Genomic DNA, 18,908 nt, shown 5'->3' with positions numbered 1-18,908 from the left:
GGGTGGGGACAGCCCTCGCCCTTGCCACGACGCTCGGCGTCACCTCCCTCGCGCCGGCCGCCGTCGCGAGACCGGAGGCGCCACCAGGAGGGGAGGACGGCGGCGCCGCGACGGTGGCGGCCGCCGCCGAGGACTTCACCGCCCTCCTCGACTTCGAGACCTACACCCCGGGCGCGCTGGACGGCCAGGATGGCTGGGTCGGCTCGGCCGCCGCCTCCGTGGTGCAGGACCCGCTCAACCAGAACAACTTCGTGGGCCAGCTCAACGGCGCCGGGGAGAAGGCATACCGCGAGATCCCGGCCATCGAGGACGGGGACACCGGGACGCTGTTCTTCCGGTTCCTGCGCACCGAGACCGTCGACACCTCCTTCGGGATCACCGACGTCGACGAGCCCGGCACCTACACCGACAGCCGTGCCTACGTGAACAACCAGAACGACGACATCCTGCGCGCTCGCGACGGCGGTGCCTTCGAGTCGGTCGGCACCTGGGGCAAGGACTCCTGGCAGTGCGTCTGGATCGTCGCCGACAACGACACCGACGAGGTCGCGGTCTACAGCCAGGGCGGCCCGTACGAGGAGCAGACGCGGCTGCCCGACGGCGCCGAGGAGCAGTTCGACTTCCGGGTGCCCGTCTCCGGCGCCCTGGACCGGTTCTTCTGGATCAACGGCTCCCGCAGCCCCGGTGACCTCTTCCTGGACGACGTGGGCATCGACGTCGCCGGCGAGAATCTCGCCATCCCCAGCGGCAACCCCGCCGACTGCGAGGCCGGGGAGGTGCCGGACCAGCCCCTGCTGAACCCGCTGCCCGACCCCGAGCCCTCCACCCTGGGCATCGAGGTGGAGGAGCTGGTCCAGCTCCCGGAGTCCTCGACGACCCCCGCCGCGAGCGACCAGCGGCTCATCCGGCACAACCGGATCACGCACCTCGACGAGGTCCCGGACGGCTCCGGCCGGCTGGCGATCCCGGACATGAACGAGATGCTGTACATGGTCGACAAGGAGACCGGGGACTACACCCCCTACCTCAACGTGCGTGACCAGTTCGTGGACAACTTCCACAACCACGCCGGGCTCGGCACCGGCTTCGGCTTCGTCGAGCACCACCCGGAGTATGCCGAGAACGGCATCTTCTACACCGTGCACACCGAGGCCGGCAGCGCGCTCACCGAGGACGAGCCGGACTTCCCCGCCTACGGGGGCACCGGCTATCACAGCGTCATCACCGAGTGGACCGCCGACGACCCCGCGGCGGAGGTCTTCTACGGCACCAGCCGCGAGCTGATGCGGGTCCCGTTCGCGGGCCGCGTGCACACTCTGCAGCAGATCGCGTTCAACCCGACCGTCTCCGAGGGCGACCCGGACTACGGCATGCTCTACATCCTCTCCGGTGACGGCGGCAACGGCGTCGGCAACGGCAACCCGCAGGACCTGGCGACGCCGCACGGCAAGATCTTCCGGATCGACCCGATGGGTGACGACAGCGGCAACGGCGAGTACGGCATCCCGGCCGACAACCCGTTCGTCGACACCGAGGGCGCGCTCGGCGAGATCTACGCCGTGGGTATGCGCGACCCGCACCGCATCAGCTGGGACCCCGAGGGCGAGAACACGATGTACCTCGGGCACATCGGTGAGTGGCAGGTCGAGTCCGTCTACGCGGTCGAGGCCGGCGACAACTTCGGCTGGTCCGACCGGGAGGGCTCCTTCCTGGCGCAGAACCGGCAGATCTTCCCGCTGCCGGAGAACGACGCCGAGGAGTTCGACTTCACCTACCCGGTGGCCGCCTACGACCACAACCGCGACCCCGGGCAGAGCGGCGACGCGGGCGTGGCGCTCAACGGTGGCTTCGTCTACCGCGGCGACATCGAGGAGCTGCAGGGCAAGTACCTCTTCACGGACCTGGTCCGCGGGTGGGTGCTGTCCACCGAGGAGGACGAGATGGTCCGCAACGAGGGTGACCCCGCGGACCTGGCCGACATCGAGCAGCTGAAGGTCTTCGTCGACGGCGAGGAGACGACCTTCGCCGACCTGGTCGGGGACAGCCGTGTCGACCTGCGCTTCGGTGCGGACGCCGACGGTGAGCTCTACCTGGTCTCCAAGGCCGACGGCAAGGTCTGGGAGGTGACCGGCGCCCGCGAGGACGTGCTGTCCTCACCCTTCGTCCTGGACGAGATCGCCGCCGACGTCGTGGCCCGCTACGACTTCGACCACCCGGTCGAGGGCGACGCCACGAAGGAGGCGGACCAGGGGCCGTCCGGCACCGCGATCGACCTCGTCAACGGCGGGGTGGAGATGCGGGTGGCCGACGCGGCATACCCCGGGGCGGACGAGGCGCTGCAGACGCAGCAGCTGAGCCCGGACCAGGCCTCCAACGACGACTGGAAGGCGGGCGTCTACGACGCCGACGGCGTGCAGAGCCTGTCCCGCTTCGCCGGCGCCGAGGAGACGACGGTGATGGGCTGGTTCAAGCCGACCGGCGAGCTGCCGGCACCGAACTCGAACACCACCAACCCCGACGACCGGTACAACGCGATCGGTCTGGCGGGCGTGCTCTCCGGTGACTCCGACGGGCACGGTGTGCGTGCCCTGCTGGAGGTCATCGACGTGGGCGGCGAGCAGAAGCTGGTCGCCCTGGGCCGACGGGTCGACGGGTCCTCCTCCTGGATCTACGCCGCCGACCTGCCCTGGGACCAGATCCTGGAGCAGGGGGAGTGGGTCCACCTCGCCGCGACCTTCGACTTCGCCGAGGGTGAGATGGCGCTCTACATGAACGGCGAGCCGCTCGAGGGCGACTACACGGCCGCCAACCCCTGGGGATCCGGCGCGACCTCCGACACGGACCCCGCGGGGATCAAGATCGGTGGCAGCTACCCGCAGGACACCCGGGAGCAGAACCCGTGCGACTGCCGGATGGACGACCTGATGTTCCTGGACGCGGTGCCGACCGCCGAGCAGATGGCGGCGCAGTACGCCCTGTTCCAGGTGCCCGAGGAGGAGCCGCCGCTGGACCCGGGCTGCACCCCCGGCGATACGGTCGTCACCGACGTCATGGACGCCTCGAGCTGGGCACCGCGGACCCCCGAGAAGTGGGAGTTCCCCGGTGACGCGGTGGTGCTGGCCGAGGCCGGCGACAACCCTGACGACGGCATCCGCCGCCCGTTCGAGTACGCCGTGCTCACCGAGGGACCCGAGCTGGGGTCGCTGGTGATGGAGTCGCAGGTGCGGCTGGATGAGCCGGTGTCGGTCAACAACAGGGACGTGATCCTCGTCTTCGGCTACCAGTCGGACACCGAGTACTACTACGCGCACCTGTCGCAGGACAACACCATCTACGCGCACAACGGCATCTTCAAGGTGGACAACGCCGACCGGGAGCGGATCGACGACCAGTGGGACGGCACCATCGGTGCGCCGCCCGCGGTCACCGACGACGCCTGGCACGACGTGAGGCTCGTGCACTGCGCGGACACCGGGGAGATGGCCGTCTACCTGGACGGTCTGGACACCCCGTTGCTCACCGCCACGGACGGCACCTTCGACTCCGGTCGGGTCGGCTTCGGCTCGTTCGACAACGTGGGCCGCGTGCGCGACGTCACCGTCACCGGTGACACCGCGGAGGTCCCCGTGGTGCAGCCGAGCGTGACCATCACCGGTGGTGGTGGCGAGGTCTCCACCGAGGAGACCGTCGACGTCACCGGTGAGGCCGACCCCGGCAGCACCGGCTGGCGCAAGGACGAGGAGTCGGTGTACGCCGAGCTCCTGAACTCGTCCAACCAGAAGGTGGTGGGACGCGAGGTCCCGGTCACCGACGGCGCCTTCGCCACCTCGTTCGACGTCTCGGGCTTCGCGCCCGGCGACTACACGATCAAGGTGTCGGTCCGGTCAAAGGGCCACGGCAACGCCTCCGACACCGAGCAGGTGACGGTGGTGGAGCCGGCCGCGCCCACCGACGAGGTGGACCTGCGGGTCTCGACCAGCGCCCAGTGCTCGAACAAGACCGCCGTGGTCGCCGTGCACGTCGTCAACGAGGACGGGAACCGGGTGGACATCCGGGCCACGACCGCCTTCGGCGACAAGAAGTGGACCAACGTGAAGGACGGCAAGGCCGTCTACCACGCGTTCCGGTCCGGTGAGGGCGACATCGACGCCGGCAGCGTGACCGTCGCGGGCTACGCCTTCTACGACGGGGTGGGCCACTACGAGGTCTACGAACTGGACCACGAGGCGGTGAGCTGCTCCTGACCTGGTCCTGACCTCTCACGCCGACGACCCCCGGCGGTGGTGCTGATGCACCGCCACCGGGGGTCGTCGCGTCGCCAGGACGCGGCTCAGAAGACCGGCTTGCCCCCGGTGACGCCGAGCACCGTGGCCGAGACGTAGCTGGCGTCCTGCGGGGAGGCCAGGAAGACGAACGCACCGGCGCACTCGGCCGGCTGACCGGCCCGGCCCAACGGGGTGTCCCCGCCGAAGGACTCCAGGCGCTCGCCGTCCTGGGTGGCCGGCTGCAACGGCGTCCAGATCGGGCCCGGGGCGACGGCGTTCACCCGGATGCCGCGCTCGCCGAGCTGGGCGGCGAGGTTGACGGTCACGTTGTTGATGGCCGCCTTGGTGGAGGCGTAGTCCAGCAGCGTCTGCGAGGGCTCGTAGGCCTGGATCGAGCTGACGTTGATGACGCTCGACCCCTTGCCCAGGTGCGGGACGACGGCCTGGGTCAGCCAGAAGAGGGCATACAGGTTGGTCTTGAAGACCCGGTCCATGTCCTCGGCCCGCAGGTCCTCCAGCTTCTCGGTACGGGCCATCTGGAAACCGGCGTTGTTGACGAGGATGTCCAGCCCGCCGAGGCCGGCGACGGCGTCCGCCGCCACCTGCTGGCAGGTGCTCTGCTCGCGCAGGTCACCCGGGAGCAGGACGACCTTGCGACCGGCCTTGCGGACCCACTCGGCGGTCTCTTCGGCGTCGTCGGCCTCCTCCGGCAGGAAGCTCAGGGCGACGTCGGCTCCCTCGCGGGCGTAAGCGATGGCGACGGCGCGACCGATGCCGGAGTCACCTCCGGTGATGAGGGCGCGCATACCCTCCAGGCGGCCGTGGCCGACGTAGCTCTCCTCGCCGTGGTCGGGCAGCGGGTCCATCTGCGAGGTCAGGCCAGGAGGCTGCTGCTCCTGGGACGGGAAGCCGCCCTGGTCGTTCACCAGGGACTCGGCGTTCTGCTGGACGGCAGGGCTGCGGGTGGTCTCATGCGTCATCTCTCCATGGAATCGCACCTGCCGAGCCCTGTCGCTCTGGTCTGCCGCGGCTGTCGGGGTGGGCCCGGGCCCGCTCTCGAACGGGGATGATGGAGAGATGACTGCTCTCCCTGCCCAGGCACCCACCCGATGAGCGCCCAGGACGGCGACCTCGACCAGAGCACCGAGCCGGAGGCGGGCGGCCAAGGTGACCAGCCCGAGACCGTCGAGGTGGACGGGGTCGAGCGACGCCTCGAGGAGGAGCTGCACGAGGAGTTCAACGCGACCGTCTCCGAGGGGGAGGAGCGGCTGAAGCGCACCCACCGGGGCCTGGTCGTCACCGGCCTCTTCGGTGGCATCGACGTCGGGCTGGGCATCATGGCGATGCTGGCGGTGATGCACGCGACCGGCAGCACGCTGCTGTCCGGTCTCGCCTTCGGCATCGGCCTGCTGGCCCTGCGGCTGGCGCACTCGGAGCTGTTCACCGAGGACTTCATGATCCCGGTGAACGCGGTCCTGGCCGGCCACGGGACGTTCGTCCAGCTGTTCCGGCTGTGGTCGGTCACCCTGGTGATGAACCTCGCCGGCGGCTGGTTGTTCATGTGGCTGGTCGTGTATGCCTTCCCGCAGTTCCACGACGACCTGATCAGCGCCGCCGTCGGCTACGTCAGCGCCGGCTTCACGATGGAGACGGTCGCGCTGGCGCTGCTGGCCGGCAGCACCATCACCCTGATGACCCGGATGAACCAGGGCACCAGCTCGGACGTGATGACGGCGATCATCTCCTTCATCGGCGGTCTGCTCGTGGTCGGGCTGCAGATGCACCACGGGGCGCTCTCATCGGTGCTGGTCTTCGGGGCCATGCAGGCCGGCGCCGAGATCTCGGTCGGTCAGTGGTTCGGGTGGTTCTGGTGGGTCACCCTGCTCAACATGGTCGGCGGGCTGGTCATCATGACCGCGCCCCGCATCGTGCGCACCTGGGAGCTGGTCCGCGAGGAGCGCAGCCGGCGGCTGCCCGGGCGCACGGGCGGCTGACGGAGCGCTGTCGGCCCCGCCGGGCGCTCAGCCCGCTCACCCCGCTCGGCGTCGGTCCCACCGGTCGGGCAGCCGCCGGAAGCCGGCCGCGGTGTACGTCGCGACGGCCCCGGTGCTGGCGGCCGGGGTGGCCACGATCGCCGAGGAGCAGCCCAGCTCACGCAGCGCGGTGGGCGGCGGCCCGGGTGATCGCCACCCCGTACCCCTGGCCCCGGTGCCCGGGGTGCACCCCCATCGGCTCGAGCACGCCGTACCGGCCGGGGCCGGCCGACCAGACGATCACCCCGGCCACGGGATCGCCCCGTCCGTCCCGGCCGAGCAGGCACCGCGCCTGAGCGAAGGGCATACCGGCCGTGGTCCGGTGCCAGCGCTGCAGGAGGTCGTCCTCGGAGACACCGGTCGCACCGAACGCCGCCCGGTGCACCCGGCACCACGCGCGCGCCTGTCCCGGACCGACCTCCTCAATCCGCAGCCCCGCCTCGTCGGCCTGGTCGCCGAGGTCGTGCCGCAGGACGGCCCACGCCTCATCGAGCTCCCAGCCGAGCTCGCCGAGCAGGTCGTGCACCACCGCACCCGTGGGTGTCTCGACGCAGACCTCCCCGGGCGGCAGCACACCACGGCCGGGGTCGACCAGGTCGCCGACCACCCCGCGGACCAGGTCCTCGTCCCCCTGCGCGTGCGGTGCCAGCGCCAGCCGGAGCAGGTCCGGACCGTCCAGCAGCCCGACCGCCGCCACCTCACCCTCCCGGCGCCAGACGCGGGTCGCCGCGGCCGTGGCCTCGGCACCGTGGCGCCAGTACCAGCCCAGGTCACCGGGGTGCAGCTGCACCGGCGTGCCCTCGGTCTGCCAGGCCGCCAGGGTGTCGAGCACGGGGCCCAGGTCGGCGACGTGCGGCACGCTCATCGTGGTGGACATCCCCCGATCACACACCACGGGACCGCCGGGGGCACCGGGTTTTCGACCCGGGCCCCCGGACGGTGTCGGACCTACGGCCGCTGCGGGTCGGCGGCGACGTTGCCCTGGCCACCCTCGGGGCGGCCGAGGGCGGCGTCGCTGGCCTTGTCCCGGGCCGAGGTGATCTGGCGGGAGTACTTGCCCTTGGTCCGGGAGTCCGCGAAGCCGGCCACCTTGTCCAGGTGGCCGCGCGTCTTCTCCGGGTTCTTGCGCGCATAGCGGCGGACCGCTCCGACAGCCGCGCTGATCATGGCGAACTTCCTCATCGACATGCTGGTCCTCTCATCAGGGATATGGTCCTCACCGGCAACGCACCGCGCGGCCAGAAGTTCCCGCCATGCCGCGGTCGGCTCGTGCGCGGATCTCGTCAGCCTGCCTGATCGAGCGGCCCCACGCCTGGTGGAGCACCCCGCCGCTGCAGCGGCGGGGTGGTCGGCCAAGCGTGGGGAGCGCGCCCACCGCGGGGCGGCGGACTGCTCACCCGGAGGCGGCATACTCCTCGCGGATCATGGCGCACAGCTCGTCGACGTACCAGGGCGGGTCGTCGCGCCACCAGATGAGGCGCACCGCCACCTGGGGGGCGTCGGTCACCGGCCGGAAGACGACGCCCCGGCGGGAGTACTGCACCGACGTGGCCCGCGAGGTCAGCCCGATCGCCTGGCCCGCCGCCACCACGGTCAGCCACTCGTCGGTCCCGCGCACGGTACGCAGGTCCCCGGGCGCGTGCTGCGGGGTCCACAGGTCGGTGCTGGTGGTCCCCGTGATGGTGTCGATCGCCACCGTACGGCCGGTGAAGTCGGCCATCCGCAGCCGTCGCCGACGCGCCAGCGGGTGACCGGTGGGCAGCGCCGCCATCCGCCGCTCGTGCCCCAGCAGCGCGCTGGCCAGCTGCGGCACGTCCGGGTCCCGGCGAACCACGGAGGCGTCGGCGAGCCCCTCGTTGAGACCGGCCAGACGGGTGGCGGAGTTGACGAAGGTCAGCTGCGATCCCGGGTGCCGCCGGCTCCACCGGCGCTGCACGACGGGGGTGTGCTCGCCCAGCGCCGCCCAGGCGTAGCCCACCCGCACCTCGGCGCCGTCCCCCCGCGCGGCCCTGTGCAGGGCGCGGACCTCCTCCTCCACGGTCCGTGCGTGCCGCAGCACCCGGCGCCCGGCACCGGTCAGGCGGACCACCCTGCCCCCGCGCAGCAGCAGCCGGACGCCCAGCTCACGCTCCAGGGAGCCCACGTGCCGGGACACGGAGGCCTGGGTCGTACCCAGCGCGATCGCCGCGTCGGTGAAGGTGCCCTCGTCGACGACCGCCAGGAACGAGCGCAGGTCCCTCAGCGACGGACCTGCTCCCGGCCCCACCTCAGCACTACTCATACGCTCAGTGTATGCAGGTGCACCGGTGTGCATTTCCCGTATGTGCGCTTCCCCGCGAGGGTAGAGGGATGTCGGTCAACCACCACTGCGGCGCACGCGCAGCGGCCGCCGCAGGCACCAGGGCCCCCGTGTCTGGGAGCTCCACCCGCCGCACCCCGGGCACCCGGACCAGCCCGCGCGACCTCGCCCTGCTGCTCACCGCCGCCACCAGCACCCAGACCGGGGCCGCCCTCGGCAGCCACGCCTTCTCGGCGATCGGCCCGGCCGGGGTGGTCGCTGTCCGCCAGCTCGTCGCCACCGTGATCCTGCTCCCGCTCACCCGCCCCCGGGTGCGCACCCTCACCCGCGGCCAGTGGTGGCGGGTGGTGCTGCTCGCGGCGATGTTCGCCGGGATGAACCTCTTCCTCTACTCCGCCGTCGAGCGGATCGGACTGGGCCTGGCGGTGACGCTGGAGTTCCTCGGCCCGCTGGCCGTGGCCCTGCTCGGCTCCCGCTCGGCACGGGACCTGCTCACCGCGCTGGCCGCGGCGGTCGGCGTCTACGTGCTGGTGCTGCCCGGGCCGAGCAGCGACTACGTCGGGCTCATCCTCGGGCTGCTGGCCGGTGCCTGCTGGGGCGGCTACATCCTCGCCAACCGTGCGGTCGGTGCCGCCCTGCCCGGGGTCCAGGGCACCGCGCTGGCGACCGCGGTGTCGGCGACGGCATACCTGCCGGTGCTGGTCTGGCTCATGGTGGAGGGCCGGTTCACCCCCGCCGCCTTCGGGCTGGCGGTGATTGCCGGGGTGCTCTCCACGGTGGTGCCCTACACCCTGGACCTGGTCGTGCTCCGCCGCGTGCCGGCCCGGGTCTTCGGGGTGGCGATGAGCTCGCACCCCGTGCTGGCCGCCGTGGTCGGGCTGGTGCTGCTGGGCCAGGTGCTCGCCCTGCACGAGTGGCTCGGCATCGGCGTCATCGTCGCCGCGAACGCGGCTGCGATGGCGTTCGGTCGCCCCGCAGCCGAGATCAGCGGGGTCGAGCCGGACCCGTCTCCATCTCGTAGGTCAACCGCTCGGTGAACGCCTCCGCGCGGGCGGTCGCCGCCTTCAGCTCCACCACGCGCTCCTGCGCCGAGGTATGCGTCCGCTCCACCACCGCGGCCGCCGTCGCCCGCCGTGCCTCATCGGCGTCCGGGTCGGCCACCGTGTCGAGCGCCCGCAGCAGCTCGCCGATCTGCTCGATCGTGAAGCCCAGCGGCTTCATCGGCTTGACCAGCAGCAGCCGCTCGATCCCGGCCTCGTCGTAGAGGCGGAATCCGCCCTCGGTGCGGCCCGCCGGCGTCAGCAGGCCCATCTCCTCGTAGTACCGGATCGTGCGGTGCGAGAGGCCGGTCCGGTCGACCACCTCACCGATGTGCACCAGCCGCGGGTCGGTACTGGTCACGTGCCCAGCACCTCCCCCGAGCCGAGCATCGGCATCAGGCTGCCCTCGGGCAGATCGGCGGCCACGCTGCCGAGGCGCCACCGGTTCACGAACAGCGCCACCAGCACGCCGTCGGTGCGCTCCAGCACCTCGGCGCCGTGCGTGCGGTCGACCGTCGGGGCGGCCTCGGCGCTGACCCGCTGCGCGAGCGCGTAGGACAGCGGCTCCAGCACGATCTCGGCGCCGAACTCGTGCTGCAGCCGGTGGCTGGCGACCTCGAACTGCATCGGTCCGACGGCCGCCAGCACCGGGGACTGGGCGCCGCGCCGGTCGGAGACCAGCACCTGGACGACGCCCTCCTGGTCGAGCATCTCGATCCCGCGGCGGAACTGCTTGGATCTGCCGGTGTCCCGGATCCGGGCGGTGGCGAAGTGCTCCGGGGTGAACCGGGGCAGCGGCGGGTAGGTCACCGCGGGTCCGGCGTGCAGGGTGTCACCGACGTTGAGGGCGTGCGCGTTGACCAGCCCGACCACGTCCCCGGGGAAGGCCTCGTCGATCGTCTCGCGCTCCCGACCGAAGACGGACTGGGCGTACTTCGTGGGGAACGGTCTGCCGGTCGCGGCGTGGGTGAGCACGGCGCCCCGCTCGAACTTCCCGGAGCAGACGCGCATGAAGGCCACCCGGTCGCGGTGCGAGCGGTCCATCCCCGTCTGCACCTTGAAGATGAACCCGGAGAAGTCCGCGTCCACCGGGCGGGCGGTGCCCTCCACGTCGACCCAGGCGCTGGGCGGGGGAGCGATCTGCGCCGCGGTGTCCAGCAGCTCGGCCACGCCGAAGTTGAGCACCGCCGCGGTGAAGAGCACCGGGGTGGTCATGGCCGCGAGGAAGGTCTCCTGGTCGTGCACCTGCCCGGAGGAGTGGAGCAGGTCCAGCTCCTCGGTGGCCGTCTCCCAGTCCACCCCGTGCCGTCTGGCCGCCTCGTCCGCGTCGAGCTCCTCCCGGCCGGCGAGGGTCGCCCCGCCGGGGGTCCGGGTGTACTGCGTCATCCCACCGGTCTGCGGGTTCACCACGCCGCGGAAGTCGCCGGCGATGCCGACCGGCCAGTTGAGCGGGGTCGGTGTGATCCCCAGCCGGTCCTGGATCTCGTCCAGCAGGGCCAGCGGCTCCTGCCCGGGGCGGTCCCACTTGTTGATGACCGTGATCACCGGGGTGCGCCGCGCCCGGCACGCCTCGAAGAGCTTGAGCGTCTGCGGCTCCAGGCCCTTCGAGGCGTCCAGCAGCATGACGGCGCAGTCGACCGCCGAGAGCACCCGGTAGGTGTCCTCGGAGAAGTCGGCGTGCCCGGGGGTGTCCAGCAGGTTGAGCACCACGTCGTCCACGGTGAACTGCAGCGCCGCCGAGGTGATCGAGATCCCTCGGGACTGCTCCATGTCCAGCCAGTCCGAGACGACACCCCGGCGTGAGCCCTTGCCGTGCACCGCACCGGCCTCGGCGATCGCGTGCGCGTGCAGCGCCAGCGCCTCGGTCAGCGTCGACTTGCCCGCGTCCGGGTGCGAGATCACCGCGAACGTGCGGCGTCGCGTGGCCTCCTGCGCCACGTCGGCGTCACTGCTCATCCGTCCTCCTGCGTGCTCGTCCTCCGGCGTGGGTAGGGCGGGCGCTCAGGCCTCGATGACCACCGGGATGACGAGCGGGTTACGGCGGTGCTTGCGCGCCGCCCACTGTGAGACGGCCTTGCCGATCCGCTGCTCGAGCTCGGCCGGGTCGCCGATCCCGTCCTTGGCGGCACCGGAGAGGACCTTCTCGATGGCCGGGATGGCCCCCTCGAACATCGCCTCGTCGGTGCCCAGCCCGCGGGCCACGAAGTCCGGCGGCTCGGCGAGCGAACCGGTCTGGGTGTCCACGATCGCCACCACGGTGACGGTGCCCTGCTGGCTCAGCGTGACGCGGTCGCGCAGCAGCTCCTCGGTCACGTCACCGACGGTGCCGCCGGAGACGTAGACGTAGCCCGCGCGGACCTTGCCGGTCACCGTGGCCTTGCCGTCGACGAGGTCGACCACCACGCCGTCGTCGACGACCGGGACCCGGGCCGGGTCCATACCGGTCGAGATCGCCAGGTCGGCGTTGGCCCGCAGGTGCCGCCACTCCCCGTGCACCGGCATGACGTTGCGCGGCTTGATGAGGTTGTAGCAGTAGACGAGCTCGCCGGCGCTGGCGTGCCCGGAGACGTGCACCTTGGCGTTGCCCTGGTGCACGACCTTGGCGCCCCACCGGGTCAGCCCGTTGATCACCCGGGACACGGCGTTCTCGTTGCCGGGGATGAGCGAGCTGGCCAGCAGCACGGTGTCACCCTCGCCGATGCGGATCTGGTGGTCACGGTTCGCCATCCGCGACAGCGCGGCCATCGGCTCGCCCTGGGAGCCGGTGCAGACCAGGGTGACCTTGTTCGACGGAAGGTTGTCGAGCTCCTTGGCGTCCACCACGAGCCCACGGGGCACCTTGAGGTAGCCCAGCTCGCTGGCGATGCCCATGTTGCGGACCATCGAGCGCCCGACGAAGGCGACCTTGCGCTTGTGCTCGTAGGCGGCGTCGATGACCTGCTGGATGCGGTGCACGTGGCTCGCGAAGCTGGAGACGACGACCCGGCCCGGAGCGGTCCGGAAGACGGTCTGGATGGCCGGGGTGAGGTCGCGCTCGGCGGTCGTGAACCCGGGCACCTCGGCGTTGGTCGAGTCGACCATGAAGAGGTCGACGCCCTCGTCGCCCAGACGGGCGAAGGCGCGCAGGTCGGTGAGCCGGTCGTCCAGCGGGAACTGGTCCATCTTGAAGTCGCCGGTGTGCAGCACCAGGCCGGCAGCGGTGCGGACCGCGACGGCGAGGCCGTCGGGGATGGAGTGGTTGACCGCGATGAACTCGCAGTCGAAGGGTCCGACCGACCGACGGTCGCCCTCCTTCACCTGGTTCGTCACCGGCTTGATCCGGTGCTCCTTGAGCTTCGCGGTGAGCAGGCCGAGGGTGAGGCGGGACCCGTAGACGGGGATGTCGCCACGCTCGCGCAGCAGGTAGGGCACCGCGCCGATGTGGTCCTCGTGACCGTGGGTCAGCACGATGCCGACGATGTCCTGCAGCCGGTCCCGGATGAAGGTGAAGTCGGGCAGGATGACGTCGACCCCGGGCTGGTGCTCCTCGGGGAAGAGCACCCCGCAGTCGATCACCAGGAGCTTGCCCCGGTGCTCCAGGACCGCCATGTTGCGGCCCACCTCGCCGAGGCCGCCGAGGGCCACCACCCGGAGGCCGTTGCGGGGAAGCTTGGGCGGTGCGCCCAGCTCGGGGTGCGGGTGACTCATGGAACTCCTGTCGACGGGGTGCGATCCGCAGGCGGACGCGGGATGGGGCAGACTTGCCGCCCACTCTACGCCGCTGCGGGGGTGGCCCTCTCCGGGCCGGGAGCCCGGACACTCTAACGTTGCGGTAGACTTCTCGGGTACAGCGACGGCGTCATGCCGTCGCTTCACGTGTGCCCACCTGTCCGCGCGGCGGCGCACCCCTCGACGTCGTCGTCGACCCCCTGCCCCGGCACTCCTGCCGCCCTGCCCACGAGGAGACGCATGTCCGACACCACCCCGACCCCCGCACCGGAGGACACGCGTCACGCGGTCGTCCCGGAGGCGGGCGAGCGCGAGACCTCCACCCGGGCGGCGCTGCGCGACCCTCGGCGGTTGAAGACCGAGGTCCTGGCCGGTCTGGTCGTCGCGCTGGCGCTGATCCCCGAGGCGATCTCGTTCTCGATCATCGCCGGGGTGGACCCGCGGGTGGGCCTCTTCTCCAGCTTCGTGATGGCCGTCACCATCGCCTTCGTCGGCGGTCGGCCGGCGATGATCAGCGCGGCGACCGGTGCCGTGGCGCTGGTCATCGCCCCGGTGGCCCGGGACTACGGGCTCGACTACTTCCTGGCCACCGTCATCCTGGCCGGGGTGCTGCAGATCGTGCTCTCCGTGCTCGGGGTCGCCAAGCTCATGCGGTTCATCCCGCGGATGGTCATGGTGGGCTTCGTCAACGCGCTGGCCATCCTCATCTTCACCGCCCAGATCCCGTACCTCATCGACGTCCCGTGGCTGGTCTACCCGATGGTGGCGCTCGCCCTGCTCATCATGGTCGGGCTGCCGCGGCTGACCACCGTGGTCCCGGCGCCCCTGGTGGCGATCGTGGCGATCACCGCGCTGATGTGGTTCGCCGGCTGGGAGCTGCCGGACGTGTCCGACCAGGGTGAGCTGCCCCGCTCCCTGCCGCAGCTGCTGCTGCCGGACGTGCCGCTCACCCTGGAGACCCTGCAGATCATCGCCCCGTACGCCCTCGCGATGGCGATGGTCGGTCTGCTGGAGTCCCTGATGACCGCCAAGCTGGTCGACGGGATCACCGACACCCACTCCGACAAGACGCGGGAGAGCTGGGGCCAGGGCGTGGCCAACATGGCCTCCGGGTTCTTCGGCGGGATGGGTGGCTGCGCGATGATCGGCCAGACGATGATCAACGTCAAGGTCTCCGGGGCGCGCACCCGGATCTCCACCTTCCTCGCCGGTGTCTTCCTGCTGGCCCTCGTGCTGGGTGCCGGCCCCGCGGTGGGGATGATCCCGATGGCCGCGCTGGTCGCGGTGATGGTCATGGTCTCGGTCGCCACCTTCGACTGGCACAGCATCCGGCCCTCCACCCTGCGCCGGATGCCGTACAGCGAGAACATCGTGATGCTGCTGACCGTGGTCGTCACCGTGGTGACCCACAACCTGGCCTACGGGGTCATCGTCGGCGTCAACGCGGCGATCATCGTCTTCGCGCGCCGGGTCGCCCACTTCGCCTCGGTGGAGAGGGTCGCGCCGTCAGACCCCGGGTCAGGGGCGGACGGCGACGGTGATCGTGACAATGACGGCGGCGACGACGTGCGCGTCTACCGCGTCACCGGCGAGCTCTTCTTCGCCACCAGCAACGACCTCGTCTATCAGTTCGACTACGCCGGGGACCCGCAGCGGGTCGTCATCGACCTGTCCTCCAGCCACATCTGGGACGCCTCCACGGTGGCGGCCCTGGACGCCGTGCAGACCAAGTACGAGCGGATGGGCAAGAGCGTGGAGATCGTCGGGCTCAACGCCTCCTCGGCGGCCCGGCACCAGCTGCTCAGCGGCCGGCTGGGCGACGGGCACTGAGGCGGCAGGGGCACCCCCCCGCTACAGCCAGTCGTGCTCCCGGGCATACCGGGCGGCGGCGTGGCGGGTCCCGGTCTGCGTCTTCTGCATGGCGCTGGACAGGTAGTTGCGCACGGTTCCCTGCGCCAGGTGCAGGCGGGCGGCGATCTCCACGACGGAGTAGCCGTCGCTGGCCACCCGGAGCACGTCGATCTCCCGGTCGGTGAGCGGGCAGTCGTCGATGATCGCCGCGGCCGACACGTCCTGGTCGATCCAGCGCCGTCCGGCGTGCAGCGCGGCGATCGCCTCCGCGATGTGGGTCGGCTCCGCGGACTTGCTGAGGAAGCCCTGCACCCCCAGCCGGAGGGCGCTGCGCAGGACCCCGGGCCGGGCGTGCCGGGTCAGCATCAGGATCCGCTGGTCCGGGATCTCACGGCGCAGGGTGGCGACCGCGGCCAGCCCGTCCACCCCGGGCATCTCCAGGTCGATGACCAGGACGTCGGGGCGGTGCTCCAGGGTCGCCCGCACCGCCTCCTCGCCGTCCGCGGCCTCGGCCAGGACCTGCACCTCGCCCTCCAGCGGCAGCAGCGACGCCAGCGCCCGCCGCAGCAGCACCTCGTCGTCGGCCAGCACCACGCTCGTCATCGGTCCTCCTGCCCAGCGGTCAGCGTCGCGGGTCCGGTGCCCGGCCCGGTGCCGGGTGCGGGGAACGCGGCGGCCGTCCGGAACCGGCCGTCGGCAAGCTCCACGTGCAGCTCGCCCCCGTCCTCGGCCACCCGCCGCCGCAGGGTGGCCAACCCACGCAGCGCGGGGAGCTCCTCCTCGGTGGCACCGTCGTTGACGACGGTGATGCTGCGCTCGTCGAGCTCGATCCTGACCAGGGCCGCCTGCGCGTGCCGCAGGATGTTGGTCGTGGTCTCCCGGAGCACCTGGCCCAGCAGCTCGACGTGCCGGGGGCCGACGTCGGACCGGCGCTCGACCCGCACCTGGATCCCGGCGGCCCGGAAGAGGTTGACCGCGTTCTCCAGCTCTGCGGCCAGGTTGAGCCGACGCTGCCCGTAGGCCACCTCCTTGGACTGGGCGATGGTGTCGCCCACCAGGGCATACATCTCGCGCAGCTCCTGCTCGACCCGGTCGAGGTCGGCGCCCGCGCCACCGTCCCTGTGCACCAGCTTCTGGGCAAGCGCGATCTTGAGCTTCACCACGTGCAAGGTGTGCCCCTGGATGTCGTGCAGGTCGCTCGCGAAGCGCATCCGCTCCCGGATCACGGCCAGCTCGGCCTCCCGCTCGCGGGCCTCCTCGAGCTCGGCCACCACGTCGTAGAAGCCCTTGTTCGGGAACATCAGCCCGGTGAGGACGACCGTCAGCCCGGTGGGGACGATGACGTGCGAGATGACCGCGCCCATGGTGACGGGGGGTGCGGCGAGCAGCCCCAGCGCACCGACCCCGGCCACGTAGGCGACCAGCGCCGCGAAGGCGAGGGGCCTGAGCCGGGGCAGCTGCGGCACCACCATCCCGCCGACGACGGCGATCCCGTAGTAGGCCGCGTTCACGTCGCCGTCCACCACGAGGACCCCGTAGGGCCAGACCGCCGCGGTGACGAGCAGGCAGGGCAGGGCGACCCGGGGCAGGTCGCCGGCCGCCCAACGCTCGAAGGCCACGAGGGCGGCGAGCAGGCCGAGCCCCAGGACGGCCCCCTGCACCCAGGTCCGGGCCTCCAGGGCGACCAGCAGGATGCCGACGACCGCCACCACCGGCAGCATCGTGGTCAGGTTGAGGGTCCGGAACCGCCGACGGGAGACCCGGACCGGGTCGCTCGCCCGGTCCCGTGGGGGGTCGGTCCGCAGGGCGGGGCGAGGGGATGGCGCGTCCATGGTGGTCCCAGTATCGGCGACCGGCGGGCCCGGCGACAGTGACGCCGTGTCACACCGGACGCCCCGTCACGTCATGGGCAGCTGGTGATGCGGTCGCACTGTGCTCGGCACCTCGCGGCCGGTGTGATGGAGGTATGCCTTCCAGCCCCGTCATCGACGTCGACTCCCTCAACCTCCACTACGGCGACTTCCACGCCGTCAAGGACCTCTCCTTCCAGGTCGAGCGCGGCGAGCTGTATGCCCTGCTCGGTACCAACGGTGCCGGCAAGACCTCCACGCTGGAGGTCGTCGAGGGCCACCGCCGGGCCGGGTCCGGAAGCGTGCGCGTCTTCGGCAAGGACCCGGGGCAGCGCCGCTCGGTCCGGCCCCGGACCGGCATCATGCTGCAGGAGAGCGGCTTCTCCGCCGACCTCACCGTCGAGGAGTCGGTCCGGCTCATCGGCAGGCTCTCCGGACGCGCCGACTCGGTGCGCCGGGTGGTGGACGTCGTCGACCTCGCGCACAAGGCCGGCACCCGGGTGTCCCAGCTCTCCGGAGGGGAGAAGCGTCGGCTCGACTTCGCCACCGCCGTCTACGGCCGGCCCGAGCTGATCTTCCTGGACGAGCCCACCACCGGGCTGGACATCCGGTCGCGGGACGCGCTCTGGCGGGCCGTCGAGCAGCTGCGTGAGGACGGGTCGACGATCGTGCTCACCACCCACTACCTGGAGGAGGCGCAGGAGCACGCCGACCGCATCGGCCTGATGCACCAGGGCAGCTTCCGGCACCAGGGGACGGTGGCCGAGCTGACCCGGACGCTGCCCGCCACCATCACGTTCTCGCTCCCCGCGGACGCCCCGGCGCCGCCGCTGCAGCCGGCCCACCGGGCCGACGGGACGCTGCTGGTGGAGACCTTCGACCTGCAACGGGACCTCAAGGGCCTGCTCGACTGGGCGGACGTGCACCGGGTCGAGCTGACGGGGCTCTCCGCCGGACCGACCCGCCTCGATGACGTCTTCCGCGCCATCGGCACCGAGCCGGCCCCCTCCTGACCCCGCCTCCCACCCGACCCCACGACGACACGAGCAAGGACACCTCATGCTGCACATCGCCCGGAGCGAGCTCCTCCAGATGGTCCGCAACCGCGCGGTCCTGATCACCAGCCTGATCATGCCGGTGGCCGCCTGCGCCTTCTTCATCTACTACCGGGACGTCTTCGCCGCCATCGGCAGCCTCGGCTACATCGGTGCCGTCATCGTCTTCACGATCGGTGCCTTCAGCCTCTACGCCACGACGGTGACCACGCTGGCCGCCCGGCGGCAGACACTCTTCCTGAAGCGGCTGCGCTCCACCGCAGCCGGGGACGCCTCCATCCTGACCGGCCTGGTCCTGCCCACCACCGCCATCGCGGTGGTCCAGGTGGCCGCGATCCTGTCCGTCTTCGCCCTCGTCGGCAGCCCCCCGGCGGCCCCGCTGCTGCTGGTCCCGGCGGTGCTGGCGACGCTGGTGATGATGCTCGCGCTCGCCCTGGCCACCGCTGGTGTGACCACCTCGCCGGAACACGCGCAGGTGACCACCCTGCCCGTCAGCCTGGGGGTGGTCGCGGTGGCCAGTTGGGTGGGGCTGACCGGCACCGAGAACCTCACCTGGCTGAAGCGGCTGCTCCCGGGTGGCTCGGCCACCGAGCTGGTCACCGGTGCGTGGGACGGCGCGCTGTCGCCTGCCTCGGGTGAGGCCATGCTCCTGCTCGGCCCGACGCTGGCCTGGGTGCTCGTCGCCGTCCTGCTGGCGTCCCGGCTGTTCCGCTGGGAGCCGCGACGCTGAGCCTGTCCTGTCCGACCACCCTGCACCACACCTCGGCGGCCGGGACAACGCAGGAGCCGGGGCCCCGAAGGGACCCC

15 protein-coding genes are annotated in these 18,908 nt (G+C 71.6%); 6 read left to right on the top strand and 9 right to left on the bottom strand.

Annotated features, from left to right (window positions below; all coding sequences use genetic code 11):
• The first annotated feature begins 2 nt into the window (after nt 1–2).
• Nucleotides 3–4,244 carry a PQQ-dependent sugar dehydrogenase gene (locus ACI3EY_RS00710; RefSeq protein WP_405039062.1) on the top strand — a complete coding sequence of 1,414 codons (4,242 nt, stop codon included), beginning with the start codon at nt 3–5 and terminating at the stop codon, nt 4,242–4,244.
• Between the two features lie 86 nt (nt 4,245–4,330).
• On the opposite strand, the gene ACI3EY_RS00705 is transcribed toward ACI3EY_RS00710, so the two are convergent.
• Nucleotides 4,331–5,245 (bottom strand): SDR family oxidoreductase, encoded by a 915-nt coding sequence (locus tag ACI3EY_RS00705; RefSeq protein ID WP_405039061.1) that lies wholly within the window; start codon nt 5,243–5,245, stop codon nt 4,331–4,333.
• 129 nt (nt 5,246–5,374) lie between these two features.
• Here ACI3EY_RS00705 and ACI3EY_RS00700 point away from each other — a divergent pair, with 129 nt between their 5' ends.
• A complete protein-coding gene (locus ACI3EY_RS00700) occupies nt 5,375–6,259 on the top strand; it encodes a formate/nitrite transporter family protein (protein WP_405039060.1) in 885 nt (294 codons plus the stop codon).
• A 157-nt stretch (nt 6,260–6,416) separates the two neighbouring features.
• Here ACI3EY_RS00700 and ACI3EY_RS00695 read toward each other — a convergent pair whose 3' ends face one another.
• From ACI3EY_RS00695 to ACI3EY_RS00685, 3 genes are all read right to left on the bottom strand, one after another.
• On the bottom strand, nt 6,417–7,175 hold the full coding sequence (locus tag ACI3EY_RS00695; protein WP_405039059.1) for a GNAT family N-acetyltransferase: 759 nt from the start codon (nt 7,173–7,175) through the stop codon (nt 6,417–6,419).
• A gap of 71 nt (nt 7,176–7,246) precedes the next feature.
• Nucleotides 7,247–7,480 (bottom strand): antitoxin, encoded by a 234-nt coding sequence (locus tag ACI3EY_RS00690; RefSeq protein WP_405039058.1) that lies wholly within the window; start codon nt 7,478–7,480, stop codon nt 7,247–7,249.
• A gap of 211 nt (nt 7,481–7,691) precedes the next feature.
• Nucleotides 7,692–8,579, bottom strand: coding sequence for a LysR family transcriptional regulator (locus tag ACI3EY_RS00685; RefSeq protein ID WP_405039057.1), 888 nt, complete (start codon nt 8,577–8,579; stop codon nt 7,692–7,694).
• Between the two features lie 128 nt (nt 8,580–8,707).
• Between ACI3EY_RS00685 and ACI3EY_RS00680 the strand changes: the two genes are divergently transcribed.
• Nucleotides 8,708–9,634 carry an EamA family transporter gene (locus ACI3EY_RS00680; protein ID WP_405039056.1) on the top strand — a complete coding sequence of 309 codons (927 nt, stop codon included), beginning with the start codon at nt 8,708–8,710 and terminating at the stop codon, nt 9,632–9,634.
• On the opposite strand, the gene ACI3EY_RS00675 is transcribed toward ACI3EY_RS00680, so the two are convergent.
• The 3 genes from ACI3EY_RS00675 to ACI3EY_RS00665 are packed head-to-tail and all read right to left on the bottom strand — an operon-like array spanning nt 9,582 to nt 13,324.
• A complete protein-coding gene (locus tag ACI3EY_RS00675) occupies nt 9,582–9,998 on the bottom strand; it encodes a MerR family transcriptional regulator (RefSeq protein ID WP_405036946.1) in 417 nt (138 codons plus the stop codon). The genes ACI3EY_RS00680 and ACI3EY_RS00675 overlap by 53 nt on opposite strands.
• Nucleotides 9,995–11,593, bottom strand: a complete 1,599-nt coding sequence (locus ACI3EY_RS00670; RefSeq protein ID WP_405039055.1) for a peptide chain release factor 3 — start codon at nt 11,591–11,593, stop codon at nt 9,995–9,997. Before ACI3EY_RS00670 ends, ACI3EY_RS00675 begins: the two co-directional genes overlap by 4 nt.
• A gap of 45 nt (nt 11,594–11,638) precedes the next feature.
• Entirely contained in the window at nt 11,639–13,324 is a 1,686-nt protein-coding gene (locus ACI3EY_RS00665; protein WP_405039054.1) for a ribonuclease J, read from the bottom strand.
• A gap of 261 nt (nt 13,325–13,585) precedes the next feature.
• Here ACI3EY_RS00665 and ACI3EY_RS00660 point away from each other — a divergent pair, with 261 nt between their 5' ends.
• A complete protein-coding gene (locus ACI3EY_RS00660; protein WP_405039053.1) occupies nt 13,586–15,175 on the top strand; it encodes a SulP family inorganic anion transporter in 1,590 nt (529 codons plus the stop codon).
• Between the two features lie 21 nt (nt 15,176–15,196).
• Here ACI3EY_RS00660 and ACI3EY_RS00655 read toward each other — a convergent pair whose 3' ends face one another.
• Entirely contained in the window at nt 15,197–15,799 is a 603-nt protein-coding gene (locus ACI3EY_RS00655) for a response regulator transcription factor (RefSeq protein WP_405036942.1), read from the bottom strand.
• Entirely contained in the window at nt 15,796–17,028 is a 1,233-nt protein-coding gene (locus tag ACI3EY_RS00650; protein ID WP_405039052.1) for a sensor histidine kinase, read from the bottom strand. Before ACI3EY_RS00650 ends, ACI3EY_RS00655 begins: the two co-directional genes overlap by 4 nt.
• Nucleotides 17,029–17,162: 134 nt before the next feature.
• Here ACI3EY_RS00650 and ACI3EY_RS00645 point away from each other — a divergent pair, with 134 nt between their 5' ends.
• A complete protein-coding gene (locus tag ACI3EY_RS00645) occupies nt 17,163–18,059 on the top strand; it encodes an ABC transporter ATP-binding protein (protein ID WP_405039051.1) in 897 nt (298 codons plus the stop codon).
• A 46-nt stretch (nt 18,060–18,105) separates the two neighbouring features.
• On the top strand, nt 18,106–18,831 hold the full coding sequence (locus ACI3EY_RS00640) for an ABC transporter permease (RefSeq protein ID WP_405039050.1): 726 nt from the start codon (nt 18,106–18,108) through the stop codon (nt 18,829–18,831).
• Nucleotides 18,832–18,908 lie beyond the last annotated feature (77 nt).

Source organism: Serinicoccus shuyuelongi (assembly GCF_045032955.1).
Taxonomy (GTDB): Bacteria; Actinomycetota; Actinomycetes; order Actinomycetales; family Dermatophilaceae; genus Ornithinicoccus.
Note: the sequence above shows the minus strand (reverse complement) of the source record. Positions and strands in the feature narration are given on the sequence as shown.

Coding starts and splice junctions, on each gene's coding strand:
- ACI3EY_RS00655 (WP_405036942.1), bottom strand. CDS start 15,799: ATGACGAGCGTGGTGCTGGCCGACGACGAGGTGCTGCTGCGGCGGGCG.
- ACI3EY_RS00695 (WP_405039059.1), bottom strand. CDS start 7,175: ATGTCCACCACGATGAGCGTGCCGCACGTCGCCGACCTGGGCCCCGTG.
- ACI3EY_RS00645 (WP_405039051.1), top strand. CDS start 17,163: ATGCCTTCCAGCCCCGTCATCGACGTCGACTCCCTCAACCTCCACTAC.
- ACI3EY_RS00665 (WP_405039054.1), bottom strand. CDS start 13,324: ATGAGTCACCCGCACCCCGAGCTGGGCGCACCGCCCAAGCTTCCCCGC.
- ACI3EY_RS00640 (WP_405039050.1), top strand. CDS start 18,106: ATGCTGCACATCGCCCGGAGCGAGCTCCTCCAGATGGTCCGCAACCGC.
- ACI3EY_RS00705 (WP_405039061.1), bottom strand. CDS start 5,245: ATGACGCATGAGACCACCCGCAGCCCTGCCGTCCAGCAGAACGCCGAG.
- ACI3EY_RS00660 (WP_405039053.1), top strand. CDS start 13,586: ATGTCCGACACCACCCCGACCCCCGCACCGGAGGACACGCGTCACGCG.
- ACI3EY_RS00650 (WP_405039052.1), bottom strand. CDS start 17,028: ATGGACGCGCCATCCCCTCGCCCCGCCCTGCGGACCGACCCCCCACGG.
- ACI3EY_RS00670 (WP_405039055.1), bottom strand. CDS start 11,593: ATGAGCAGTGACGCCGACGTGGCGCAGGAGGCCACGCGACGCCGCACG.
- ACI3EY_RS00685 (WP_405039057.1), bottom strand. CDS start 8,579: ATGAGTAGTGCTGAGGTGGGGCCGGGAGCAGGTCCGTCGCTGAGGGAC.
- ACI3EY_RS00700 (WP_405039060.1), top strand. CDS start 5,375: ATGAGCGCCCAGGACGGCGACCTCGACCAGAGCACCGAGCCGGAGGCG.
- ACI3EY_RS00690 (WP_405039058.1), bottom strand. CDS start 7,480: ATGAGGAAGTTCGCCATGATCAGCGCGGCTGTCGGAGCGGTCCGCCGC.